This is a genomic window from Microbulbifer mixtoriginis (SeqCode) (assembly GCF_052466765.1).
Genome location: NZ_CP174289.1, coordinates 728,123 through 749,605 on the forward strand (window position 1 = coordinate 728,123; position 21,483 = coordinate 749,605).

General features: G+C 49.8%; 17 protein-coding genes. 4 read left to right on the forward strand and 13 right to left on the reverse strand.

Features of this window, described 5'->3' with window-relative positions:
- Positions 1–174 precede the first annotated feature (174 nt).
- Complete coding sequence (locus ACJJIV_RS03080; protein ID WP_444890716.1) at positions 175–915, forward strand: pseudouridine synthase; 741 nt, start codon at positions 175–177, stop codon at positions 913–915.
- Between the two features lie 101 nt (positions 916–1,016).
- Here ACJJIV_RS03080 and ACJJIV_RS03085 read toward each other — a convergent pair whose 3' ends face one another.
- The 6 genes from ACJJIV_RS03085 to ACJJIV_RS03110 all read right to left on the reverse strand — a co-directional run bounded on the left by ACJJIV_RS03085 (position 1,017) and on the right by ACJJIV_RS03110 (position 7,953).
- Entirely contained in the window at positions 1,017–2,282 is a 1,266-nt protein-coding gene (locus tag ACJJIV_RS03085; RefSeq protein ID WP_444888615.1) for a patatin-like phospholipase family protein, read from the reverse strand.
- 168 nt (positions 2,283–2,450) lie between these two features.
- Positions 2,451–3,464, reverse strand: a complete 1,014-nt coding sequence (locus tag ACJJIV_RS03090; protein WP_444890717.1) for a YhdH/YhfP family quinone oxidoreductase — start codon at positions 3,462–3,464, stop codon at positions 2,451–2,453.
- A gap of 54 nt (positions 3,465–3,518) precedes the next feature.
- On the reverse strand, positions 3,519–4,664 hold the full coding sequence (gene sohB, locus ACJJIV_RS03095; protein WP_444890718.1) for a protease SohB: 1,146 nt from the start codon (positions 4,662–4,664) through the stop codon (positions 3,519–3,521).
- A gap of 47 nt (positions 4,665–4,711) precedes the next feature.
- Complete coding sequence (locus tag ACJJIV_RS03100; RefSeq protein WP_444888614.1) at positions 4,712–5,362, reverse strand: cation/multidrug efflux pump; 651 nt, start codon at positions 5,360–5,362, stop codon at positions 4,712–4,714.
- 45 nt (positions 5,363–5,407) lie between these two features.
- Positions 5,408–6,223, reverse strand: coding sequence for an NAD(+) diphosphatase (gene nudC, locus ACJJIV_RS03105; protein ID WP_444885409.1), 816 nt, complete (start codon positions 6,221–6,223; stop codon positions 5,408–5,410).
- A gap of 20 nt (positions 6,224–6,243) precedes the next feature.
- Positions 6,244–7,953 carry a FimL-related protein gene (locus ACJJIV_RS03110; RefSeq protein WP_444890719.1) on the reverse strand — a complete coding sequence of 570 codons (1,710 nt, stop codon included), beginning with the start codon at positions 7,951–7,953 and terminating at the stop codon, positions 6,244–6,246.
- Positions 7,954–8,325: 372 nt separating this feature from the next.
- Here ACJJIV_RS03110 and nhaB point away from each other — a divergent pair, with 372 nt between their 5' ends.
- On the forward strand, positions 8,326–9,861 hold the full coding sequence (nhaB, locus tag ACJJIV_RS03115; RefSeq protein ID WP_444890720.1) for a sodium/proton antiporter NhaB: 1,536 nt from the start codon (positions 8,326–8,328) through the stop codon (positions 9,859–9,861).
- 113 nt (positions 9,862–9,974) lie between these two features.
- Here nhaB and dnaQ read toward each other — a convergent pair whose 3' ends face one another.
- The 3 genes from dnaQ to ACJJIV_RS03130 are packed head-to-tail and all read right to left on the reverse strand — an operon-like array spanning position 9,975 to position 11,993.
- The gene (gene dnaQ, locus ACJJIV_RS03120; protein WP_444890721.1) at positions 9,975–10,703 is read right to left on the reverse strand and encodes a DNA polymerase III subunit epsilon; all 729 of its coding nucleotides are present in this window, start codon (positions 10,701–10,703) and stop codon (positions 9,975–9,977) included.
- 19 nt (positions 10,704–10,722) lie between these two features.
- Complete coding sequence (gene rnhA, locus ACJJIV_RS03125; RefSeq protein WP_252085386.1) at positions 10,723–11,154, reverse strand: ribonuclease HI; 432 nt, start codon at positions 11,152–11,154, stop codon at positions 10,723–10,725.
- A gap of 50 nt (positions 11,155–11,204) precedes the next feature.
- Entirely contained in the window at positions 11,205–11,993 is a 789-nt protein-coding gene (locus ACJJIV_RS03130) for a class I SAM-dependent methyltransferase (protein ID WP_444890722.1), read from the reverse strand.
- A 223-nt stretch (positions 11,994–12,216) separates the two neighbouring features.
- On the opposite strand from ACJJIV_RS03130, the gene gloB reads away from it, so the two are divergent.
- Both gloB and ACJJIV_RS03140 read left to right on the forward strand, forming a co-directional pair.
- Complete coding sequence (gene gloB, locus ACJJIV_RS03135) at positions 12,217–12,999, forward strand: hydroxyacylglutathione hydrolase (RefSeq protein WP_444890723.1); 783 nt, start codon at positions 12,217–12,219, stop codon at positions 12,997–12,999.
- Positions 13,000–13,202: 203 nt separating this feature from the next.
- Positions 13,203–14,759 carry a LysM peptidoglycan-binding domain-containing protein gene (locus ACJJIV_RS03140; protein WP_444890724.1) on the forward strand — a complete coding sequence of 519 codons (1,557 nt, stop codon included), beginning with the start codon at positions 13,203–13,205 and terminating at the stop codon, positions 14,757–14,759.
- A gap of 93 nt (positions 14,760–14,852) precedes the next feature.
- Here ACJJIV_RS03140 and ACJJIV_RS03145 read toward each other — a convergent pair whose 3' ends face one another.
- The 4 genes from ACJJIV_RS03145 to clpX form a co-directional block, all read right to left on the reverse strand.
- Positions 14,853–16,736 (reverse strand): SurA N-terminal domain-containing protein, encoded by a 1,884-nt coding sequence (locus ACJJIV_RS03145; RefSeq protein ID WP_444890725.1) that lies wholly within the window; start codon positions 16,734–16,736, stop codon positions 14,853–14,855.
- Positions 16,737–16,855: 119 nt separating this feature from the next.
- The gene (gene hbs / locus ACJJIV_RS03150) at positions 16,856–17,128 is read right to left on the reverse strand and encodes a non-specific DNA-binding protein Hbs (RefSeq protein WP_067086576.1); all 273 of its coding nucleotides are present in this window, start codon (positions 17,126–17,128) and stop codon (positions 16,856–16,858) included.
- Positions 17,129–17,385: 257 nt separating this feature from the next.
- Positions 17,386–19,791: an endopeptidase La gene (lon, locus tag ACJJIV_RS03155; RefSeq protein WP_444890726.1), complete on the reverse strand. Its 2,406-nt coding sequence runs from the start codon at positions 19,789–19,791 to the stop codon at positions 17,386–17,388.
- A 274-nt stretch (positions 19,792–20,065) separates the two neighbouring features.
- Positions 20,066–21,352: an ATP-dependent Clp protease ATP-binding subunit ClpX gene (clpX, locus tag ACJJIV_RS03160; RefSeq protein WP_252085380.1), complete on the reverse strand. Its 1,287-nt coding sequence runs from the start codon at positions 21,350–21,352 to the stop codon at positions 20,066–20,068.
- Positions 21,353–21,483: the final 131 nt, after the last annotated feature.

Consider the following 21,483-nt stretch of genomic DNA (forward strand, 5'->3'; position numbering starts at 1 on the left):
TTATTGCCTAGCCGTAATAAGTCAACCTAAATTTAAACTACTTTTTAGTATTTTTTCTCAACAAGTTACTATCAGGTATTAATAACCAATTAACTGAGGCATTTTTTATATGCAATCACCACGTTTCGGCAATACACTAAGCAGCCGACATATGAGCCTGTATCAGATCAAACCATGAGTTGTGAACCAGAGATTATCTATGAGGACGAACACCTGCTTGCCGCTTATAAGCCTGAAGGCTGGCTCGTTCACCGTTCCGAGATAGACCGTCACGAGACACGTATCCTCCTGCAGCACCTCCGCAATCTAAGTGGTTATCATTTATACCCAGTTCACAGACTAGATAAGCCTACATCTGGAGTTATTATTTTTGGAAAAAGCAGTGCGGTCGCCGCTCAGCTCCAACATCAACTGGAAGGTAAGGGCTCCCTAAAGAAATATCTTGCTGTTTGCCGCGGTTATTGCCCCGAACAGGAGACCATTGATTACCCACTCCCACCGGTAGCAGACTTTAAACACCAGAGGAAACGCTCCAAGTCAGAGCTTCCCCGCCAGGAGGCCATCACCCTCTTTCAGCGGCTCGCCACCATAGAACTACCTTATGAGGTGGATCGCTATCCCACCAGCCGATATTCACTGGTAGAAATTCAGCTGAAAACTGGTCGCCGACATCAAATCCGCAGACACTTCAAGCATATTCACCACCCCTTAATTGGTTGCCCCAAATATGGAAAATCTTCCCACAACCATTTTTTTTCTCAGCAGTTTAATTGTGGGAGACTGCTACTACATGCCGTAAAATTAGAATTACAGCACCCAGCTAGTCAAAAATTATTAGTATTACAGGCCGAACCACGAGGAAAGTTCATGAAGCTTCTGCAGACATTTGGCTGGTCTGATGCACTCAACCACTGAAGCAAAGGGAATAAAATTAGAAAACCAAGAAACACTGTGTTCGAGCGAGATATCCTAGATAGAAATCACACTTAATTCAAATCGTTAGCAGGCAGTCCAAATTACGACGAAACATCTCCCTGTCCAAGCTGATCCTCGATACTCTTTTTACGTGAACCAAAGAGACCTCTTCGCTCCACCTCAAGTTTGGGCTGAGGCCTCAAGAAATAGCGCAATTTATCTTTCTCCCACATTGCATCCTGGTAGCCAAGCTCAATCAACTCCTCAATATAGGGCCGCTCAAAAAGCAAGTAACTTGCCGCGGAGACTCCGCCTCCAGACCGCGTCGCACCTGTGGAGCGAAATAACCAACGCAACGCCGGCGGTAGATACTTTAATTTTCTCCCTCCCAATCTGGCGAGACTCTGCGATGGTTCAATAACCACGGATTCTACTGGCCGAAGAGGAGAGAGATCGGCAAATTTATCTTCTTCCACAGAATCCAGTAAGGTATTAACCCTATCCAAATGTTCCAAATCCCCTTCCAAGCTATCAATAAAAGCAGCATTGAACCACTGAGCAGTAATCTGGGCCATTGAGGGAGAATGGACCTGATTATTGCTACGCCGACTACCCCAGTGAACTGGAGAGCGGTTATCGGAAACACCTACGATAAAGACACGCTTAGCTCCAAGGTGTAAGGCCGGGCTGATGGGAGCCATTTGACGAATTGCACCATCACAGTAGTAAATATCGTCGATTTTTACTGCAGGAAAAATTGCGGGGATTGCAGATGAGGCGAGCAGGTGATCCACCGTCAAGCGGGTGGAAACTCCAAACCGGCGAAAGCGCTGCCAACCTCTCACACCATCCGCAGCTTGATAAAAGCTCACCGACTCGCCCTCACTATATGAAAGCGCATTAATGCAAGTTGCGTGTAGATGGCCTGCGTCGATATTTTTTTGGATATTATCGAAATTAATTACATCCAGTAAAAGCTGACGCAAGGGGGAATTATCGAGAAGTGCAAGAGGTTTTTCTCTCCCAACACCCTGATTAAACAGCGAACGGCTAATAGACAATAAATTACTAATTAAGCTAAACCAGCTAGTGCGGTACACCCGCTCCACACTCAGGTTCATCCACACCGAGCACATACTCTCGATCGCTTCTTTAAATGTACCTGGGTGAGCGGCCAGCATCATGGCATTCATAGCGCCAGCAGATGTGCCGCAAATAATTTTAAAAGGGCGCGGGTTATCTTCGGGCACAACTTCTGCTAGGGCTTTGAGAACCCCGGCCTGATAAGCAGCACGGGCGCCACCACCCGAGAGCACTAACGCGCTGTTCTGCACCGGAATCAGGGACTTTTCGTTACCTTGAGACACTGTCATCTTCCAACAGAAACAGGCTATAAATCACGCTACTGGCTATAAGGCTATTGAAAAGCACAGGCACAGACAAACACCATTACTTATATAAAGAGGCATATGACTGTCATTCGCCTGTTCAGCTGTAATTTTTTCTCCAAATAAACCCTGAAATACTCAAGAAATCTAAAGTGCCATATTAACGACATAGCGGCCGATGCCATGGCCTCGGTGTAACCGTGCCAGAAATTCCGGTGCCTGTTCAAGTGATATATCTTCCGCAATAAGTTTTAGCTTATCGCCGATATACCATGGGCCAGCTAGCTTTTGCCAAACCGCGGCTTTCTTTTCTACTGGCAGCTCTACACTATCAACGCCCAGCAGACTGATACCTCGCAAAATAAAAGGGAATACATTTGCATGAAACTGTGCGCCCGAAGCCATACCACATGCCGCTACACCACCACCGTATGCTAGGGATTTAACCACATTAAAAAGGGTTTCCCCGCCTACTGTATCTACAGCCCAAGCCCATAAGGGTTTAGCCATGGCCTTGTTGGCAAATGGCGCTAGAGTATCTCGGTCAAGTACCTTCCAAGCACCCAATTCAGCGAGAAAGTCGGCCGCTTCAAGTTTCCCGGTCACCGCAGCTACTCGAAAGCCCAACTTTGCCAGCAGCGCCACCGCAATTGACCCGACTCCGCCAGTAGCACCGCTGACCAATACTTCACCATCTTCTGGCATGGCTCCAGCCTCCAATAGCCGGTCCACACAAAGGGCAGCGGTTAACCCAGCAGTACCAAGCGCCATAGATTCCCTGGCGCTGAGCCCCTCAGGAAGCGGTAGAGCCCACTCAGAGGGAATAGCAGTAACCTCCGCCAAGCCGCCGGGGGTATTCATGCCTAAATCATAACCTGTGACTAAGAGTTCAGTTCCTGGCGTGAATTTACCACTTTGGTCTTCGAGCACTGAGCCTACGGCATCAATACCTGGAGTGTGCGGGTACTCTCTGGTAATACTGCGGTTTCCAAATGCAGACATAGCATCCTTGTAGTTCAGAGAGGAATAGGAAACTCTAAGCAACAAGGGGTTACTGGGCAAATCTCGGAGATGTCGCTTCACCAGTAGTTGATCAAATTTTCCTGCGGCCACCTCTTCCACCCTAATGGCCCGAAACTCCCTTTCCTGAGAACTATTCATGCCTGCTTTATCCTAATGACAAACTGCCCTATAAATTGCCCTTGTCGACATCTCTTACTGGGCGTGATGACGCCATGCGCTCAATCTTGAGAATAGACGTGTCAGGGCCGACTCTACCCCGGCCTCAGCAGCCAACCCCATTTTCTTGGCGATATTTTTCTTCTCTTTGTATTCCACCTGAAACAGGTCAGCATGTTTAGCACAATCTGTCAGGTACTCATCAGATGTTTTCAACTCATCCACAAGGCCCATTGTCAGAGCCTTTTGCCCAAACCAAACTTCCCCTGTTGCAACCTTGGCAACATCCAAGTTGGGGCGGTACTCACTGATAAAGTGCTGGAAAAGTACATGTATTTCCTCCAGATCACTCTGGAATTTCTCACGTCCCTCTTCAGTATTTTCTCCGAACATGGTTACTGTGCGCTTGAACTCACCCGCAGTGAAAAGCTCATAATCCACATCGTGACGCTTTAGCAAGCGATTAAAGTTAGGTAGCTGCGCCAAAACACCGATAGAGCCCAACATTGCGAAAGGTGCAGCAAGAATTCTGTCTGCCACGCAGGCCATCATATAACCGCCACTTGCCGCCACTTTATCCACTGCAATAGTGAGCTGAATGCCCGCACTACGTACACGTGCCAACTGGCTTGCGGCCAGACCATAGTTGGCCACCATTCCTCCGGGGCTTTCCAAACAGAGCAGTACCTCATCACCAGCCTCTGCAACTTGAAGAATTGCAGTAATTTCCTCCCGCAAACGCGAAAGCTCACTGGCTTTGATGTCGCCATTAAAGTGGGTGACAAAAATACGCTTGCGCTCATCTGTCGAATCCGAGATTTTCTCTGCCTCACGGGCATCAGCTTGTGGCTCTTTCGTCTCACCGCTTAGATTGCCTTCTTTGGAGGTTTTCTCTTTGGCCGCTGCTTTATGCTTTTTAGCCAGGGCTTTTTCTTCAGCTTTCTTATCCTTTGCTAGCTGCTTTTTACGCTGATTAAACTCGTGTTTTTCCATAACGGCTTCGAGCAGAGTTTCTTTAAACTGCTCGTAGCGGTCATTCAATCGAGTAACACTGATGTGTCCCTGCACCCTCTCTTTAAGCTGCTCTCGATTAGCAAAAATAAAACCTATCAACACCATCAGAGCAACGATAACAGTTACTATTTTTGCCAAGAACAGGCCGTATTCAATTAAAAATTCCACTTATACTCCAGATTGCTGCCATGCAAATTAAAAATTATTTAGCCGCCCTACTGCCAACCATCCAAGGCAGTGGTCGCCTGCTGATTTAATGGTCGCGCCAACAAGCCGCTGTGACTGATACGCACCTCATAAACTGCACCATCCTCCATGGGCAAAAAGGTTGCGCTCCCGTAGACGGCATCAACGAAAGGAAGATTTTTATCAAACCCTCGCACAAACTGCCAAATATCAACCCCATAATTTGTGCCATCAATTTGATGCACAGAGCGTTCGCGTACTCTTTCGTCTTGCAAGGTAAGATAACGACCGCTCAGGCGATCCAGGCGATAAGCTGGCTCGATACCCCAGCGTATCAATGGGCCTTGCCACTTCAGCATACGGGCATCCAATTGCCACTGATCTCCATACAGCTCAAATTTTTGCGAAATACCATCGGCATCAGAAAACTTCACTTCAAACTGTTGCTCCGCGATCTTTTTAAATGACACAACGCCAACGCTATGCTCATTACCTAGATTTCGATAACTGTATACATCCGCAGCAACCAAAACGATCCAAAGGGCCAAACCAAAGAAAACCAGCCCTACAGAGCCGCGCAAAAAACCCATCACCCAAGAGCCACTCAATAGTACCCTCGCTCCCCAAAAGACGAGGAACAGAGCCACTACCGCTATTAGGAAGGTGATCACGATATACATGATGATACTTAACTCCTCTCTGCCAATTCCTTAAAAACGGAAGGTCTACAGCTTCAATCCGCCTGCCAATAAATTGGAAAACGTATGAATCAACTGTCCAGATAAAGTTTGCACTGGCGGAATAGCTGGCAGCGAACGATAGTGGAACCACTGAGCCTCCTCAATCTCATTTGGATCGGGGCATAGCTCCCCCCCCTGCCACTCTGCCAGATATCCCAACATCAACTGCCCCGGAAAAGGCCAGGGTTGGCTACCGACGTACCTGAGTTTTCCCACCTCAAGTCCAACTTCCTCTCGGACTTCTCGCCTTAAAGCCTGCTCTGCACTTTCACCTGGTTCAATAAATCCAGCCAGCGCGGTATAGGTGATATTTCTTCGATTGGCATGGCGAGCGAGTAGGCACTCCTCCCCACGGGTAACCAACATGATTACGCAAGGAGAAATTCTTGGGTAAACCGTCAACTGACAATTTGGGCAGGTCCTGGCCCGGTCTAGAGAATGGTAATGGGTTTCTGTGCCGCAGCGGCCGCAAAAGCGGTGATCTCGATCCCAATAAGCCACCTGCAGAGCTCGGCCAGCTAAAGCAAATAGATACTCCTCTGTCGAAGTAAGCAGACTACGCAGGTTACGCCAGTCATGCCCATGAATCTCAAACTGAGCTGAAAGTACTCTAACACCACAACTGCGACCTCCCAGCTCACCGAGATAGTGGCTTGAGATAGCAGTAGTAGGTGGCAATTGATCCACCTCGTGAATGAACCGGTCTCCACTACAGAGAACCAGGCCCTCCGCTACAATAATTTGCTGGGAGAACTCGGGAGCCTCCCAAACATTTGCGGCAGGCTCAAAGCGATCAACCAAAAAGTGACTCCTTTCTCAAGTTAGGCCGTTTCAACAGGACAACCTAGCGCTGCCAAGCTCTCCACTGCAAGATTCAGAGATTGAACATCTGCCTGGCGATGTAGCTTTACTTCGCCTAGATAGTATTCCAGGCTAATAATCGCATCGGCAAAAATATCCAGCTGCTGCTCCACTTCAGGGGCCGCATCATGCCTATCCACTGAGCTTTCAACAAAGTTCAGCAAACCTTCAACCACGGCTGCGGCACGGCGGAGGTTGAGCACAATCAGCCCCCCTCGAACGGAATTTAAAGTGGTGGAGACATTGCGGATATGCCCGTGATCAAAACCAGAGTCTGCATAGGCCGCCAACGCTCGCTTGATGAGGGCAAGGCCCGCTTCCGCCTCTTTAAGTACTGCCACCTCGGCCTCGGCCAACTGGCTGCACTCAAATGCAATATCCGCATGACCGTACTCATCAAGATCAATACTGGTGCTTTGCTTTAGCGCCCGCACAGTACTATCTACCATTAGCACTTGGCCTGTGAGCTTTTGCAACGCTGCATCCGCAACGGAGCCACCAGCACCTGCTGCGCTCTGGTATTCAGCTATGGCATTACGCAGGCTCTCCCCAATCCGCCTGAAATTGAGCATTTGTAAGGTGCCGGCAACCTTTTGCAGGGTAGTAGTCAGGCCATCATCTTCATCAATACCCGATACCCCAATCATCTCGATGTCATCGAGCATTCTCCGCACACTAGACAATTCTTCATCAAGGGCACCCGCAACTGCAGCAATAGCCGTTGCACCAGGGCCACCGAGGCTTGCGCGCTCTCTTTCCAGTTCATCCTCAGTGTATTCGAGTTCCTCCGCAGAAAAAGCATCAAGCAGTTTCTCTCCACTTTTATCAGGGCGTGAAAGAGCCAGCCAATAGATACATTCTTTTAAAAGAATTGGCGGAGCCGGTTGATCCAGGGCCGTATCACACTCTTTCTGTAGTGCACGCAGCCAGCGGTCAAACATACTGAAAACCATCACCCGCGAACGGCTGATCCGCATTTCAGCCGCAGCCATGCCGCCAAGTGCCGCTCCAGCCACCAGCCATAGGCGCCCATTGGGGCGGCCTGTGGTAATACTGGCAATACGCTCTAGTGCTCGCGCCATCATCGTGAAAGCGGGCCCCCTAGGCTTTCCACGCAACAGTGCCAATAAACCAACTTGGTACATATGACGAAATCTGCGCACAAAACTGCGAAGGTCTTCGGACATTACCGCCGAAGCCCCCAGGCCAGGTATCGAAGCACTTAGATTACAGCTAAAAAAGTGACTCTCTGGCACAGGAGGCTCGGAACGCGCCGCACGTAAATTGTTAATAAAAGGTATTAACAGCTCTGGGCGCGCAATCGCTCGGTTTTGCACGAAGTCAAGATAACGACCCAGCACATAAAAACCCGTACCCAAGGCTTCCATCAGCTCTTCTGTAGGCTGTTGGCGCCCCTCCAGCACCTCGGTCAAAGCGGCGATCTTTTCCTGCGCTAGCAATTCACCCGCATGGAGTTGCACCATTTGCAGCACTCCACTCACTTGCCTAAGAACAGCGACACACTGCTCCAAAGACTGTTTCTGGGTGGTATCTGCTGCAAATTTATCCAGGTGAGCGGCGGCATTGTCTATTGCAACAACCAGCTCGTCCTTGACTACATTGACAGAAGTGATGTTGATCTTGCGCAATTCACTTTTTGCCTGCACCACTACATTCTTCCTGTAACCGAACAAAAAACAACCAACTCCTGTGGAGTAGGCCTAATAAACGGCAATTTATACCAATAGCGAAAAGAGTCCACCTTTCCGCAGACAAATTCCACCGAATATTCGACAAAACCCCCGGCAATAAGGCAGACAGTCCTAAATTACTTGAATTTTGCGGAAAACCCAGTAGCGTTTGCTATTTTGATATTTGCGTCTGTACGCATTTTGTTCTTGCGCACAAAAAACAACCAGTACAAAAATTAACAGCTTTGCCGCAAGGGGAAGAGAAAGGGGAGTAGGCATATCACTGCTATTCGCCAATCAATTCCAACACTCCAATTTGGCCCTTAACTGGGTAAACCATGGAAGTAAATGATGAACACCTACAACAATGCAATTACCGCGTCTGGAAGCGGTTTTGGCCGGGCTTTTGCAGATAATTTTCTCGGTGAGGCTCCGGACTGGTACAAATTAACCATCGCCGCCTTCCTACTTTTAAACCCTCTCCTACTCTATGTCAGCGGCCCCTTCATCACCGGCTGGGTGCTAATCGGGGAATTTATTTTTACCCTGGCCATGGCTTTAAAATGCTACCCATTGCAACCAGGCGGACTGCTTGCAATCGAAGCCGTGTTGATGGGCATGACCAGTACTGATGCGGTTTACCACGAGGTAGTAGAGAATATAGAAGTTATCTTGTTGCTAATGTTTATGGTGGCAGGCATCTACTTTATGAAGAGCCTGTTACTATTTGTCTTCACCAAGATCCTTATTCATGTAAATTCTAAAAGCTTATTGTCACTATTATTCTGTGCAGTGGCAGCCGTGCTTTCTGCCTTTTTGGATGCACTTACCGTAACAGCTGTTTTAATTGCCGTTGCTGTTGGCTTTTATTCGGTGTACCACCGGGTTGCATCACAACAACCCCACCACCACCACAGTCACGATCACTCCAACGATGAGCATGTGGTCGAGTATCACCGTGAGGATTTAGATCAGTTCCGGGCCTACTTGCGCAGCCTGATCATGCACGGCGCTGTCGGCACCGCACTCGGCGGAGTGTGTACCTTAGTGGGTGAGCCGCAAAATCTCCTCATTGCCGAGAAAGCCGGATGGGAATTTGTGCAGTTTTTCCTACAAATGGCTCCAGTGACCATCCCCACCCTCTTTGCCGGACTAATAACTTGCGTAGTCTTGGAAAAAACCAAGGTATTCGGTTACGGCGTACAGCTTCCCCTAGCGGTTAGGGAAGTTTTAGTAAACTTCTCCAAGGAAGAAGAAAGCAAACGTACCAGCGCCCAGGTTGCTGAGCTCTGGATACAGGGTTTTGTTGCACTAGTTCTAGTATTCGCCCTGGCCTTCCACGTTGCAGAAGTTGGCATGATTGGCCTGATGATTATTGTATTGCTAACGGCCTTTAATGGGGTGGTTCAAGAAGCTCGTATCGGCCATGCCTTTGAAGAAGCGCTACCTTTTACTGCACTTTTAGTTGTGTTCTTCGCGATTGTTGCAGTCATTCATCAACAACATCTATTTGAACCCGTGACTCACTTCGTACTATCGCAAAAGCCTGAACAACAACCGGCTTTACTGTTTGTTGCCAACGGTATTCTATCCATGATCAGTGATAACGTGTTTGTCGCCACCGTATATATCAATGAAGTTAAATCGGCTCTCGTTGCTGGCGATATAACTCGGGAGCACTTCGACAAACTAGCTATTGCCATCAATACTGGCACCAACTTACCGAGTGTTGCCACACCTAATGGCCAGGCGGCATTCCTATTTCTTCTGACGTCGGCCCTTGCGCCCCTCATCCGCCTGTCCTACGGCCGCATGGTGATTATGGCACTACCCTATACATTAGTACTCAGTGCTGTGGCTCTGTTTTGTGTGGTTTACACTCTCTAGAGAATAATTCGCCGGCAAATACCCAGTATTAGCCGGCAGCCTCAAAGCTATGGCCCAATGACAAGAAGAGTAACCAACAATAAAAAAGCCCGCTTAGCGGGCTTTTTTATTGCTTACCAGAAGTGCTTCCCAGCAGATTTCTGCAACAGCTCAAGCATAGACAGGTGCGCTTCCTGCTCATGTCCCGAAGCCTGGATTACCCTGAGAGAGGGCCGATTCTGCGGAAGCCTGCGAATTACCGATGATACACTCTCCCCCGTTGCCTGCTCACTCTCCTCAGAGCTTTGCCCATCGCCCCCCTGAGCCAACCCCAAATCGGTTTGGCCTCCAGTCATCATCAGGTAGACGTCGGCAAGTATCTCCGCATCTAGCAGAGCGCCATGCAGATCTCGCTGTGAATTGTCGACGAAATAACGTTTACACAACGCATCCAGGTTGTTCTTTTGACCAGGATGCTTTTCTCGCGCAAGGGCCAGAGTATCCAACACACTGCAATGAGCATTCACATGCTGCCAGCGTGGACTGCCCAACAACTTTAGCTCGGCATTAATAAAGCCAACATCAAACGGGGCATTGTGAATAACGAGCTCAGCGCCCTCGCAGAAAGCCATAAATTCGTCGGCGATCTGCGCAAAGACGGGCTTATCCGCAAGGAACTCGTTGGTGATACCGTGAACTTCAATCGCTCCATCATCAACCTGTCGCTGAGGGTTGATATATTGATGATAATGACGCCCTGTAAGCTTACGGTTTTCAAGCTCCACACAGCCTATCTCAATAATTCGGTGGCCATTCTTGGGATCTAGGCCGGTAGTTTCGGTGTCCAGTACAACCTGGCGCATAACTCATTCCCCGTCAGAATTACAGCTCATCTATACCACGGTTAGCTAACTGGTCAGCCCGCTCATTTCCAGGGTGGCCAGCATGGCCCTTCACCCAGTGCCACTCGACCTGGTGCCTGGCAACACCTTCATCCAACTGACGCCAGAGATCGGCATTTTTTACTGGCTTTTTACTCGCCGTCTTCCAACCATTCTTTTTCCAGTTATTGATCCAACCAGTGATCCCCTGCCTTAGATATTGGGAATCGGTATGTAATTCAACCTCACAGGGCTGCTTCAGGGCTTCCAATGCCTTGATCGCAGCCATCAGCTCCATACGGTTATTGGTGGTATGGGACTCCCCTCCACATAACTCTTTTTCATGCTCTCCGTAAACCAGTAGAGCTCCCCAGCCACCTGGACCCGGGTTGCCACGACAGGCGCCATCTGTGTAGATAGTAATTTGCTTCAAAATCAGTGCCAGAAATAGGAGTAAATCAGCTTCTGGAGACTCCCCCAGAGCTATCGCTTCTGATGTTTTCCCCGTGCAGCGACACGGGGACTTGTAGGTGTTGCTACCAGGGCAGGCTTACGCTCAGCGCGCCAATCTATCTTGATTGTCCGCACCCGCGCCACTTCTTTGCGCGCGACTATGATGTAAAAGCCACCCCAAGGCAAGCGCAGGCGGTTAGCGAGCCTCTCCATCCAGGCCGACTTAGCAAGTAGCTCACGTTGCTGTAAAGGCAAGCGGAAGAAGCCTCGATGCATCTGTTCAGCCTGGAGATCCAGTAGGTTCATCCAGTCAGCAATCCTGGCGGCCCTCAATTGATTGCCTTTTTGATAGGCTCCACGTGAAAATAACAGGCGTGATAGACCCAACAAAGAAAAGGGATTGAATCCCATTACCAGCATGTGACCACCAGGTATCAGTACTCGCGCCGCTTCACGCAAAATTTGATGGGGATGAGTGGAAAAGTCCAGCAAATGATGTAAAAGGACCACATCAATTGACTCAGAGGGGAGTGGCAGGTGTTCCATCTCTACAATAGCCGCCCCTTGCTGCTCCGGGCAAACCGCCAAGCGAAAGCAATGATTAATACGGCTAGAAGCGGCAAAATCTACGGCATCAGTAACCCCCGCCTGCAATAGATGGTAACCAAAGAATCCTTCAACCAAAGGCTGGGTCAGCGCCAATTGCTGAGAAAGAATCTCATGCCCTAGACTGCTTGAAAACCAGTGAGAAAGGGCCGGACTGGCTTTGCGCAATAGCGATGACTCTATCGACTCACGAGATCTGGACTTATCAGTCATTCACTCTCCTTAAGAACCAGGCAGAAATCAAATTGATTATCCTGCACTCCCGTAGCCATCCTTTATGGTGGTTAGCTCTAAATGCTATGCAGTTTAACATCATGTCGATCATTCATTTACGAGACACTATAGAAAGCTTGCTGCTAGGTAAGCACCCTCCTCTACACCTTTCGGTTAATATCCATGATATCGTTCCGGCATTGAGTTGGCAGGCAGAACAAATATGCTCTCCGTAACCCCTATTCCCGCATTGAATGACAACTATATCTGGCATCTTGAGAAGGATGGTGAGCACTGGGTCGTCGATCCCGGTGAAGCCGAGCCGGTAATCAAGACCTTAGGGGAAGCCCCCCTAAGTGGCATTTTAATTACTCATCATCATTATGATCATACAGGCGGCATCAAAACACTGCATAGGCATTACGGGTGCCCAGTGTTCGGCCCCAAATCCATCAAGGGAGTAACTAATCCAATTGCCGACGGGGATACATTTTTACTGTTAGGACTACCAACTGAAGTCCGAGGTATTCCCGGCCATACCCTGGACCACTTAGCGATAATTCTGAAAGAGGAATCTGCCAGCGGCAGTCAGCAGCCTCATCTATTTTGTGGCGATACACTTTTTGCCGCCGGCTGTGGCCGCATATTTGAGGGAACCCCAGAGCAGATGCTCAATTCCCTACAAATGCTAACCAAACTACCAAAACATACCCTTGTTTACTGTGCCCATGAATACACGCTCGGCAACCTTCGGTTTGCCCATACTGTAGAGCCTGGAAATACTGCGGTTAGTGAACGACTAGCCCACACCCAAACCTTGCGGCAATCCGGCGAGCCGACCCTGCCTAGCAGCATTTCCGAGGAACTGGCAACAAACCCTTTCTTGCGCTGCCAATTTCCAGAGGTTGCTCAAAGTGGTGCCCATCATCTGGGGCGGGAAACTTCCGAAGAGCTCAGTGAAGTTGAAATATTTTCCAGCCTTCGCGACTGGAAAGACCATTTCTAATAGAGGTGGCCATAACCCCATAAGTCACGACCAGCAGCTTAGTGCCCTTAAATACTGTCTGTTTTTTATCCATCTACATTGACCGAAACTATTCCCACTAATTAGAATCAGAAGGCTATGATCCAATGCTCAGTGTTAGCAAAAAATAAGCGCCTTCGCGCGAGCTGAGTGGGAATTAAAAGAATTACTCGCGGATATCAAACATGGTTCACAAGAATTTTGCCGCAGCATTGCTGGCCGCTACGGTTGGAGCTTGCTCGCAAATACCTGAGACTGGCTCATCTCCCGATAGCGAAAGTCAGCAGACGCAAGAAACCAGCCCTGCAAATAACCTTGAGATATCTTCCCCTATTTCCACGGAAGCAGCCCCGCCCCCTACAGATATCTGGGAGCGCCTGCGCCGGGGATTTCGCCTCAATCACCGCACCGAAGATCCGAAGGTGCGGGATTACATTGCTTATTTCTCTCGTAATGAAGGCTATATGTCGCGGGTTACAGAGAGGTCTCGCCGCTATATCTTTCATGTTGCAGAGGAGTTAGAGCAGGCAAATATGCCTCTTGAGCTCGCCTTATTGCCTATAGTGGAGAGCGCCTACGATCCCTTTGCTTACTCTCATGCACAAGCCTCCGGAATGTGGCAATTTATCCCCGCAACCGGTCGCTCTTTCGGCCTCCAGCAAAATTGGTGGTATGACGGACGCCGAGATGTACATGAATCGACTCGCGCAGCCGTAAAATACTTCAAATACTTATTCGAGCGTTTTGATGGCGACTGGGAGCTTACTCTAGCAGCTTACAATGCTGGGGAAGGAACTGTGCGTCGCGCAATAGAGCGCAACCGCCGCAGAGGACGAGGAACTTCTTTCTGGGAAATCAAGTTACCGCGCGAAACAAAACGCTATGTACCACAGCTCCTAGCACTTGCTGAGGTAGTATCCCGCCCAGAGCATTACAAGGTACCTCTACACGAAGTCGCTAACGAACCCTACTATGCCCGCGTCAACGTTGGCAGCCAGATAGATCTTTCCCAAGCCGCAGAGCTTGCTCAAATCGAGTTGGATGAGCTTTATCTACTCAACCCCGGGTTTAACCGATGGGCCACTGACCCCAATGGCAATCACCACCTGCTTATCCCAGTAGATAGCCTAGAGCGCTTTGAGTCGGCCTTGGAAGAACTGCCCGTAGAGCAACGCGTAACCTGGGAACGCTATACTATCGCCCGCGGAGATACGCTTTCTACCATCGCGCGGCGCTATCAGACAACCATCTCAGCCATTCGTGAAGCCAATAAGCTGCGAAACAACAATATTCGCGCGGGTAAAACCCTACTTATCCCTAGCGCCTCTGGTCCAGAGGGCCAGTATGCGTACACCGTAGACCAGAGAGTGAAACAGCGCCAAGCTACTGGCCAAGGGCAGAGGTCGAGCTACACAGTACAACCCGGTGACAGCCTTTGGGCCATCTCGCGCAAACTGAAAGTGAGCGTCAAGGAGCTCGCTCACTGGAATAGCATGGCTCCAGGGGACACCCTTCGCCCAGGCCGGACACTGGTTGCCTACAATGGGGGGGCAGGTAGCAGCAACCGTACCACTCGCAAACTCTCATACAAGGTAAGAAGTGGAGACTCCCTCTACCGAATTGCCAATAAGTTCAGTATCAAAATCGACGATATTTTACGCTGGAACAAAATTCCCAAGTCGAAATATCTACAACCCGGCCAGCGCTTAACTCTCTTCGTCGATAGTGCACATAACAGCTAATCTTTTTTCCAAGCGGTATTAACCCCAATAAAAAACCCGGCAAAAGCCGGGTTTTTTATTGGCCAAATTGACCGGCCTATACAGGCTTACCTGCTATTCGCCTGCAGAACTAAGCTCCACTTTGGCCTGATCAGACAGGTAACGGCGAATTGCAGCCAATTCTGCACCACCATTCACTGATGCTAACTGCTGCATCAAGGCTCGGCGCTGCTCCTTACTCTGCTGGGAGAGGTCTCCTGGACGCACATCACGCAATGCCAAAACAATCTGGTTGCCGTTGCTCACTGCAAAAACAGCCAACTCCTCAGAACCTGCCGTAGGCACAGGCATAGAGAAAGCCTTGCTATTAATCTCAGCGCGCTCACCGAAACCACCTCGACGAGTCTTATCACTAGCCTCCAGGGTCAAGCCCTGCTCCTGGGCCAGCTCAGCAAAATCACCGCCAGCTGCCAAACTTTCTTTCAAGCTTTCCGCCTTTTGGGCAAGCTGAGCACTCGCCTTGTCACGCTTCAGAACGTCAACAATCTGCTCGCGCACCTCTTCCAACGGGTAAACACCTGCAGGCTTGGAGTCAGTCACTCGCAATACGACAGAATGCTCATTATTGAGATTCAGCACATCAGAGGTATTGCCGTCTTCCATCACCTCTGGAGAAAAAGCAGCCTCTACTACCTGACCATTAGCCAGTACCCCACTACCATTTGAGCGAGAGAAAAGACCGCTAGTTTGTAAGGATACCCCTAATTCCTCAGCCGGACCTGCCAAGCTTTCAGCATTGTAGGCCAGATCTGCCAAGCGACTCAGGGCATCCAGAAACTCTCTTTCCGCTGCCGCAGTACGCAACTGATTTTCAATAGCGCTCTTACGCTCTTCAAAGACCGGCGGCTCACTCTCTTCCACTTCTAAGAGCTTAATAAAATGAGTGCCACTATCAGTGGTAACTGGAGCAGATACCTGCCCAACTTCCAGTGAAGCAAGGGCCTCTTCAAAAGCTTGCGGGAATACATCGCCAGTAGTGAAGCCGAGGTCTCCCCCTTCATCACGGGAACCAATATCCTCCGAGTAACTTTTGGCCAGTTCAGCAAAATCTTCACCGGCGTCAAGTTTCACCTGAATTTCATTCAATTTTTCCTGATCTGCATCTTCCAAAAGAATATGCGCTGCACGACGGCGAAGATCAGAACCAAAATTAGCAAGCTCCAGGTCATATTGAGCGCGAACATCCTCTTCAGAGATATCAATGTTGGAGGCAAAAACCTCCGGAGTCAGCTCAATATACTCAACCGCTACCTGCTCAGGCCGCTGGTATTGACTCTGGTTGGCTTGGTAATACTGCTCAACTTCAGCATCACTAACGTCTGTAGAGGCCAATAACTCCTGCACAGGCAACACAACGTAGGAAAAGTCGCGCTCTTCCATAGAGGCTGCAACTATCTGCTCAGCGTCTTCCTTGGTGGTAAAGGCACTGGCAGTAACGCTATCCGCATATTGTTGCAAAGACAGATCGCCCTCAACAATTTGCGGGAAACTAGCTGTGCTATACCCCATACGGCGTAAGGCATCACGATATAGCTGGGTGTTAAAGGTACCGTTGACCTGGAAGGCCGGAATATCGGTAATCGCCTTATTAACCGCAGCGGTACTCATCACCATACCACTCTCCTGAGCAGCCTGGCGCATGACTGAAGTGGAAATCAATTGGCGTAAAACCGGTTCACGCAGCTGCTCATCACTGATCAAGTCCGCCGGAACATCCTCTCCGTATTGGCTCATGATCATACTGCGGCGGTTTTGTATGGCCCGCTGCAAATCCATATTAGTGATTTTTTCACCATTGACCTCGGCGACCGCGTCGGTGGCACCACCACTGGCACCGGTAAAAAAATCGATTCCCCCAATGACCATAATGAACCCAAAGAATGCCGCAACAATAATGGCTGCCGTTCCCTTCAGGTTATCGCGCATGGACTGAAGCATGCTCAGCTCCGAATTTTCACTCTAATTGTTCAACTGTTAGCAGATACAAAAAAGGCGTATCGAAATTGACACGCCTCTTTGCACTTCGACTTTTACAAGGTTTCGAAGTTCACCGAAACTTAGTTTACGGCGTCTTTCAGGGCTTTACCGGCCTTGAAGTTAGGAATTTTTGCCGCTGCAATTTCAATCGGGTCGCCAGTGCGTGGGTTGCGGCCAGTGCGGGCTGCACGCTCTTTTACTGCAAAAGTACCAAAGCCCACCAAGGCAACCTGATCGCCTTTTTTAAGCGCATCAGTAATGCTGTCAACCATTGCGTCCAAAGCACGGCCAGCTGCAGCTTTAGGAATATCTGCAGACTCAGCAATAGCTTCAATCAGTTCGGACTTATTCACGCTTAATCCCTCTGTTCTTTTAAATATGTTTAGGGCATGCCCTCAGGCAAGGCATCCCTACTCGTAACTTTCTAACCACCGGCAATTTTAGCGCCGGCCAAATAAGGCCCGTTTTATACCAACTGCCCGGTAGCGGGTCAAGGAACCATGCGGGTTTCCGGCCGGTAAGACAAACCTCAGGCAACAAAAATCAATTTTGTGGTTAGATTTTGGTCTTGTAAATTGTTACGGGGTGACAGTTGTCACCCCGAATGCGATTAATGGGTTTGAACGGATCTCTGTGAGCGCTCTTCAGCCTGCTTTTGCAAAGCAGAATATTCCTCATCAGTAAGAGACTCGGGTTTGTGCTCAAGCGCCAACTCAAGAACCTGATCAATCCATTTAACCGGTTTTACCACCAGATCCTGAAGAATATTGTCGGGAATATCCTTCAAGTCTCGCTCGTTATCCGCAGGAATCAGCACAGTTTTTATACCGCCCCGATGCGCTGCCAATAACTTTTCCTTCAGACCTCCAATTCGTAAAACTTCTCCCCTCAGGGTGATTTCTCCGGTCATTGCCACATCCGAACGAACTGGAATATTGGTCAGTACGGAAACCAGTGCCGTGCACATGGCGATACCCGCAGAGGGCCCATCTTTTGGCGTTGCACCTTCCGGAACATGAATATGGATATCCCTTGTTTCATGGAAATCAGGGCCAATACCGAGCGCCTGGGAGCGCGAGCGCACCACTGTCAAGGCAGCTTGAATAGACTCCTGCATCACATCGCCGAGAGAACCGGTCTTGATCATGCGCCCTTTACCCGGAACAGCAGAGGCCTCAATATTGAGAAGCTCACCGCCCACCTCTGTCCAGGCTAGGCCGGTAACTATCCCGATCTTGTTCTCTTCCTCGGCGCGTCCAAAGTCAAACTTGCGCACACCCAACAACTCTTCCAGTTCCTCAGGCTGCACTATCGCTTTTTTGTCCGAAGGATTACGGACATGCTCCGTTACAATCTTGCGGCAAACTTTGGCAATTTCCCGGTCGAGCCCCCGCACACCCGCTTCACGAGTGTAGTAACGAACGATATCCCGGATTGACTGGTCAGAAAGCTCCAGCTCACCCTCTTTCAACCCATTGGCTTTACGCTGCTTGGGTACCAGGTAGCGCTGGGCAATGTTGAGCTTCTCATCCTCGGTATAACCGGGGATACGAATAACCTCCATGCGATCCAGCAAAGGACCGGGGATGTTCATGGAGTTTGAGGTGCACACAAACATCACATCGGAAAGGTCGTAATCCACTTCCAGGTAGTGGTCGTTAAATGTCTTGTTTTGCTCTGGATCAAGTACCTCGAGCAGGGCCGACGCGGGGTCACCACGCTGATCCATACCCATTTTGTCGACCTCATCGAGCAGGAAAAGCGGATTCTTAACGCCGACTTTGGATATTTTCTGTACCAGCTTACCTGGTAGAGAACCTATGTAAGTGCGTCTATGTCCGCGGATTTCTGCTTCATCACGAACGCCACCAAGGGCCATACGCACATACTGGCGGTTAGTCGCACGAGCGATAGACTGCCCGAGTGAGGTCTTACCAACCCCGGGAGGCCCAACCAGACAAAGGATCGGCCCCTTCACTTTCTTGACACGTTTTTGCACAGCAAGATATTCGAGGATACGCTCTTTCACCTCTTCTAGGCCATAGTGCTCTTTCTCGAGAATCTCTTCGGCTTTCTTCAGGTCATGCCGTACGCGGCTAGCTTTTTTCCAAGGAAGGCTCAACATCCAATCAATGTAGCTACGCAATACCGATGCTTCTGCCGACATGGGCGACATCATTTTCAGCTTGGCCAGCTCGGCACGGGTTTTCTTTTCCGCCTCTGCAGACATTCCTGAATCTGCAATCTTGTTTTCCAGCTCCTCAATTTCATTGGGCTCTTCGGTAATTTCGCCCAATTCTTTTTGAATCGCCTTCATCTGCTCATTGAGGTAGTACTCACGCTGGCTCTTTTCCATCTGCTTCTTAACACGGCCGCGAATACGCTTCTCCACCTGTATCAGGTCGATCTCGGAATCCATCAAACCGAGCAAATGCTCCAGCCGCTCTTTGACATTGGAGGTTTCCAGCAGCTCTTGTTTCTGAGCCAGCTCGAGGGACATGTGCGCGGAGATGGTATCCGCCAAGCGCCCCGGCTCATCAATGCCAGACAGCGAGGTAATAACCTCATTGGGGACCTTCTTACTGATGGAGACATACTGCTCGAACTGAGACATAACCGAGCGCACCAAGGCTTCAGCCTCTCCCTCGGACAGCTCAGTAGTTTCTATAGGCTCGACAGTAGCCTCAAAGTGATTATCGTGCTCGGCAACATCGAGGATATTGACCCTCTCCCCCCCTTCCACAAGCACTTTCACAGTGCCATCTGGAAGCTTGAGAAGCTGCAGAACACTAGCAATAGTACCAACGCGATAGATGTCCTCGGCGCCAGGGTCATCTTCCGATGCTCTCCTCTGGGCTACGAGTAGCACTTGCTTATCCCTGCGCATGGCCTCTTCCAGAGCCTCAATGGATTTTTCCCTGCCGACGAACAGCGGAATCACCATGTGGGGGTAAACAACAACATCGCGCAATGGCAATAACGGATATTCAAGCTTGGTGTCGGATGACTGATCCATAGAACTCCTCTCGGCCCTATCACTGGGTATTTGGCGCGGCATCATGCTGCTGTTGAAATTGACAGCTTAATTTGGGCCACCGCCCGTCAGTTGCTAGAGATGGGGGGGGAGAGCCCGGAATACAAGTCTAATCTCGCGACCAATTTGTGCCGAATTCAACTGAATACTGGCTGGCCGCTGGTAGTTAAGCATGTCAAACAGGCAGAAAAGATAGATTTGAATAACAATTGGCTATAAAAAAAGCCCCACAAGTGGGGCTTTTTAATATGGGGAGTTATTCCTCTGGCGCCGCCTTTTGCGGCTGGCTTTCACTTTCGTAAACCAACAGCGGTGCCGACTCCCCCTTTATCACCGCCTCATCGATAACGACCTTAGCGACATCATCAGAAGATGGAATATCATACATAGTTTCCAGTAACACCGACTCCATGATAGAGCGAAGTCCCCGGGCACCAGTTTTGCGCTCCATAGCCTTAGTAGCCACAGCATCCAAGGCGTCTGGACGGAAGTCCAGCTCTACATCTTCCATTTCGAAGAGTTTTGCATACTGCTTGGTCAGAGCATTGCGCGGCTCAGTGAGAATTTGCACCAGAGCCTCGCGATCGAGCTCCTCCAGGGTCGCGGTAACCGGCAGGCGCCCAACAAACTCTGGTATAAGACCATAGCGAACCAGGTCTTCTGGTTCGAGGTCACGCAGAATTTCACCAAAGTTACTGGTTCCATCCTTAGACTTCACTTCAGCGCTAAACCCAATCCCCCCCTTCTCTGAGCGATCGCGAATCACCTTGTCAAGGCCCGCAAAGGCACCGCCACAGATGAACAGGATGTTAGAGGTATCCACTTGCAGGAATTCCTGCTGCGGGTGCTTACGACCGCCCTGAGGGGGAACAGAAGCCACAGTACCTTCAATCAGTTTTAGCAGTGCCTGCTGCACACCCTCACCAGAGACGTCCCGGGTGATGGATGGGTTATCGGATTTACGTGAAATTTTGTCAATTTCATCGATGTAGACAATTCCCTGCTGGGCCTTCTCAACATCGTAATCACACTTTTGCAGCAGCTTTTGGATGATATTTTCTACATCCTCACCGACATAGCCAGCCTCAGTAAGAGTGGTGGCATCGGCGATGGTAAACGGCACGTTCAGCAGCCGCGCAAGGGTTTCAGCCAGCAGGGTTTTACCGCTACCAGTTGGACCCACCAGAAGAATGTTGGACTTGCTCAGCTCAACATCATCTTTGCCTTTAACGCCAGTTTTACTACGTAGGCGCTTATAGTGGTTGTAAACCGCAACCGCCAGGACACGCTTGGCCCTCTCCTGGCCAATCACGTACTGATCCAAAATTTCGGTGATTTCACGCGGCGTGGGTAGGCGCCCCTCCGGGCCCTCCGCAGTCTCCTGGACCTCTTCGCGAATGATATCGGTGCAGAGCTCGACACACTCATCGCAGATAAAGACTGACGGCCCAGCAATCAGCTTCCGCACCTCCTGCTGGCTTTTGCCACAGAAGGAGCAGTACAGCAATTTGCCGCTATCTTCTCCGCTGCTTTTGTCGGTCATCAAAATACTCCGTGGTCACTGGCCTACCAGGGCCTTTAATTCAGCTATTACAGCAAGATGCTGTCTCTTGGCGTTTTTTTCAAGCCCCCTCTGCCTGAGAAATGACTTTGAAAGAACTCAGGTTCTCTCTT

Coding starts and splice junctions, on each gene's coding strand:
- ACJJIV_RS03080 (WP_444890716.1), top strand. CDS start 175: ATGAGTTGTGAACCAGAGATTATCTATGAGGACGAACACCTGCTTGCC.
- ACJJIV_RS03090 (WP_444890717.1), bottom strand. CDS start 3,464: ATGAATAGTTCTCAGGAAAGGGAGTTTCGGGCCATTAGGGTGGAAGAG.
- ACJJIV_RS03100 (WP_444888614.1), bottom strand. CDS start 5,362: ATGTATATCGTGATCACCTTCCTAATAGCGGTAGTGGCTCTGTTCCTC.
- nhaB (WP_444890720.1), top strand. CDS start 8,326: ATGAACACCTACAACAATGCAATTACCGCGTCTGGAAGCGGTTTTGGC.
- dnaQ (WP_444890721.1), bottom strand. CDS start 10,703: ATGCGCCAGGTTGTACTGGACACCGAAACTACCGGCCTAGATCCCAAG.
- ACJJIV_RS03130 (WP_444890722.1), bottom strand. CDS start 11,993: ATGACTGATAAGTCCAGATCTCGTGAGTCGATAGAGTCATCGCTATTG.
- gloB (WP_444890723.1), top strand. CDS start 12,217: ATGCTCTCCGTAACCCCTATTCCCGCATTGAATGACAACTATATCTGG.
- ACJJIV_RS03140 (WP_444890724.1), top strand. CDS start 13,203: ATGGTTCACAAGAATTTTGCCGCAGCATTGCTGGCCGCTACGGTTGGA.
- ACJJIV_RS03145 (WP_444890725.1), bottom strand. CDS start 16,736: ATGCTTCAGTCCATGCGCGATAACCTGAAGGGAACGGCAGCCATTATT.
- lon (WP_444890726.1), bottom strand. CDS start 19,791: ATGGATCAGTCATCCGACACCAAGCTTGAATATCCGTTATTGCCATTG.
- clpX (WP_252085380.1), bottom strand. CDS start 21,352: ATGACCGACAAAAGCAGCGGAGAAGATAGCGGCAAATTGCTGTACTGC.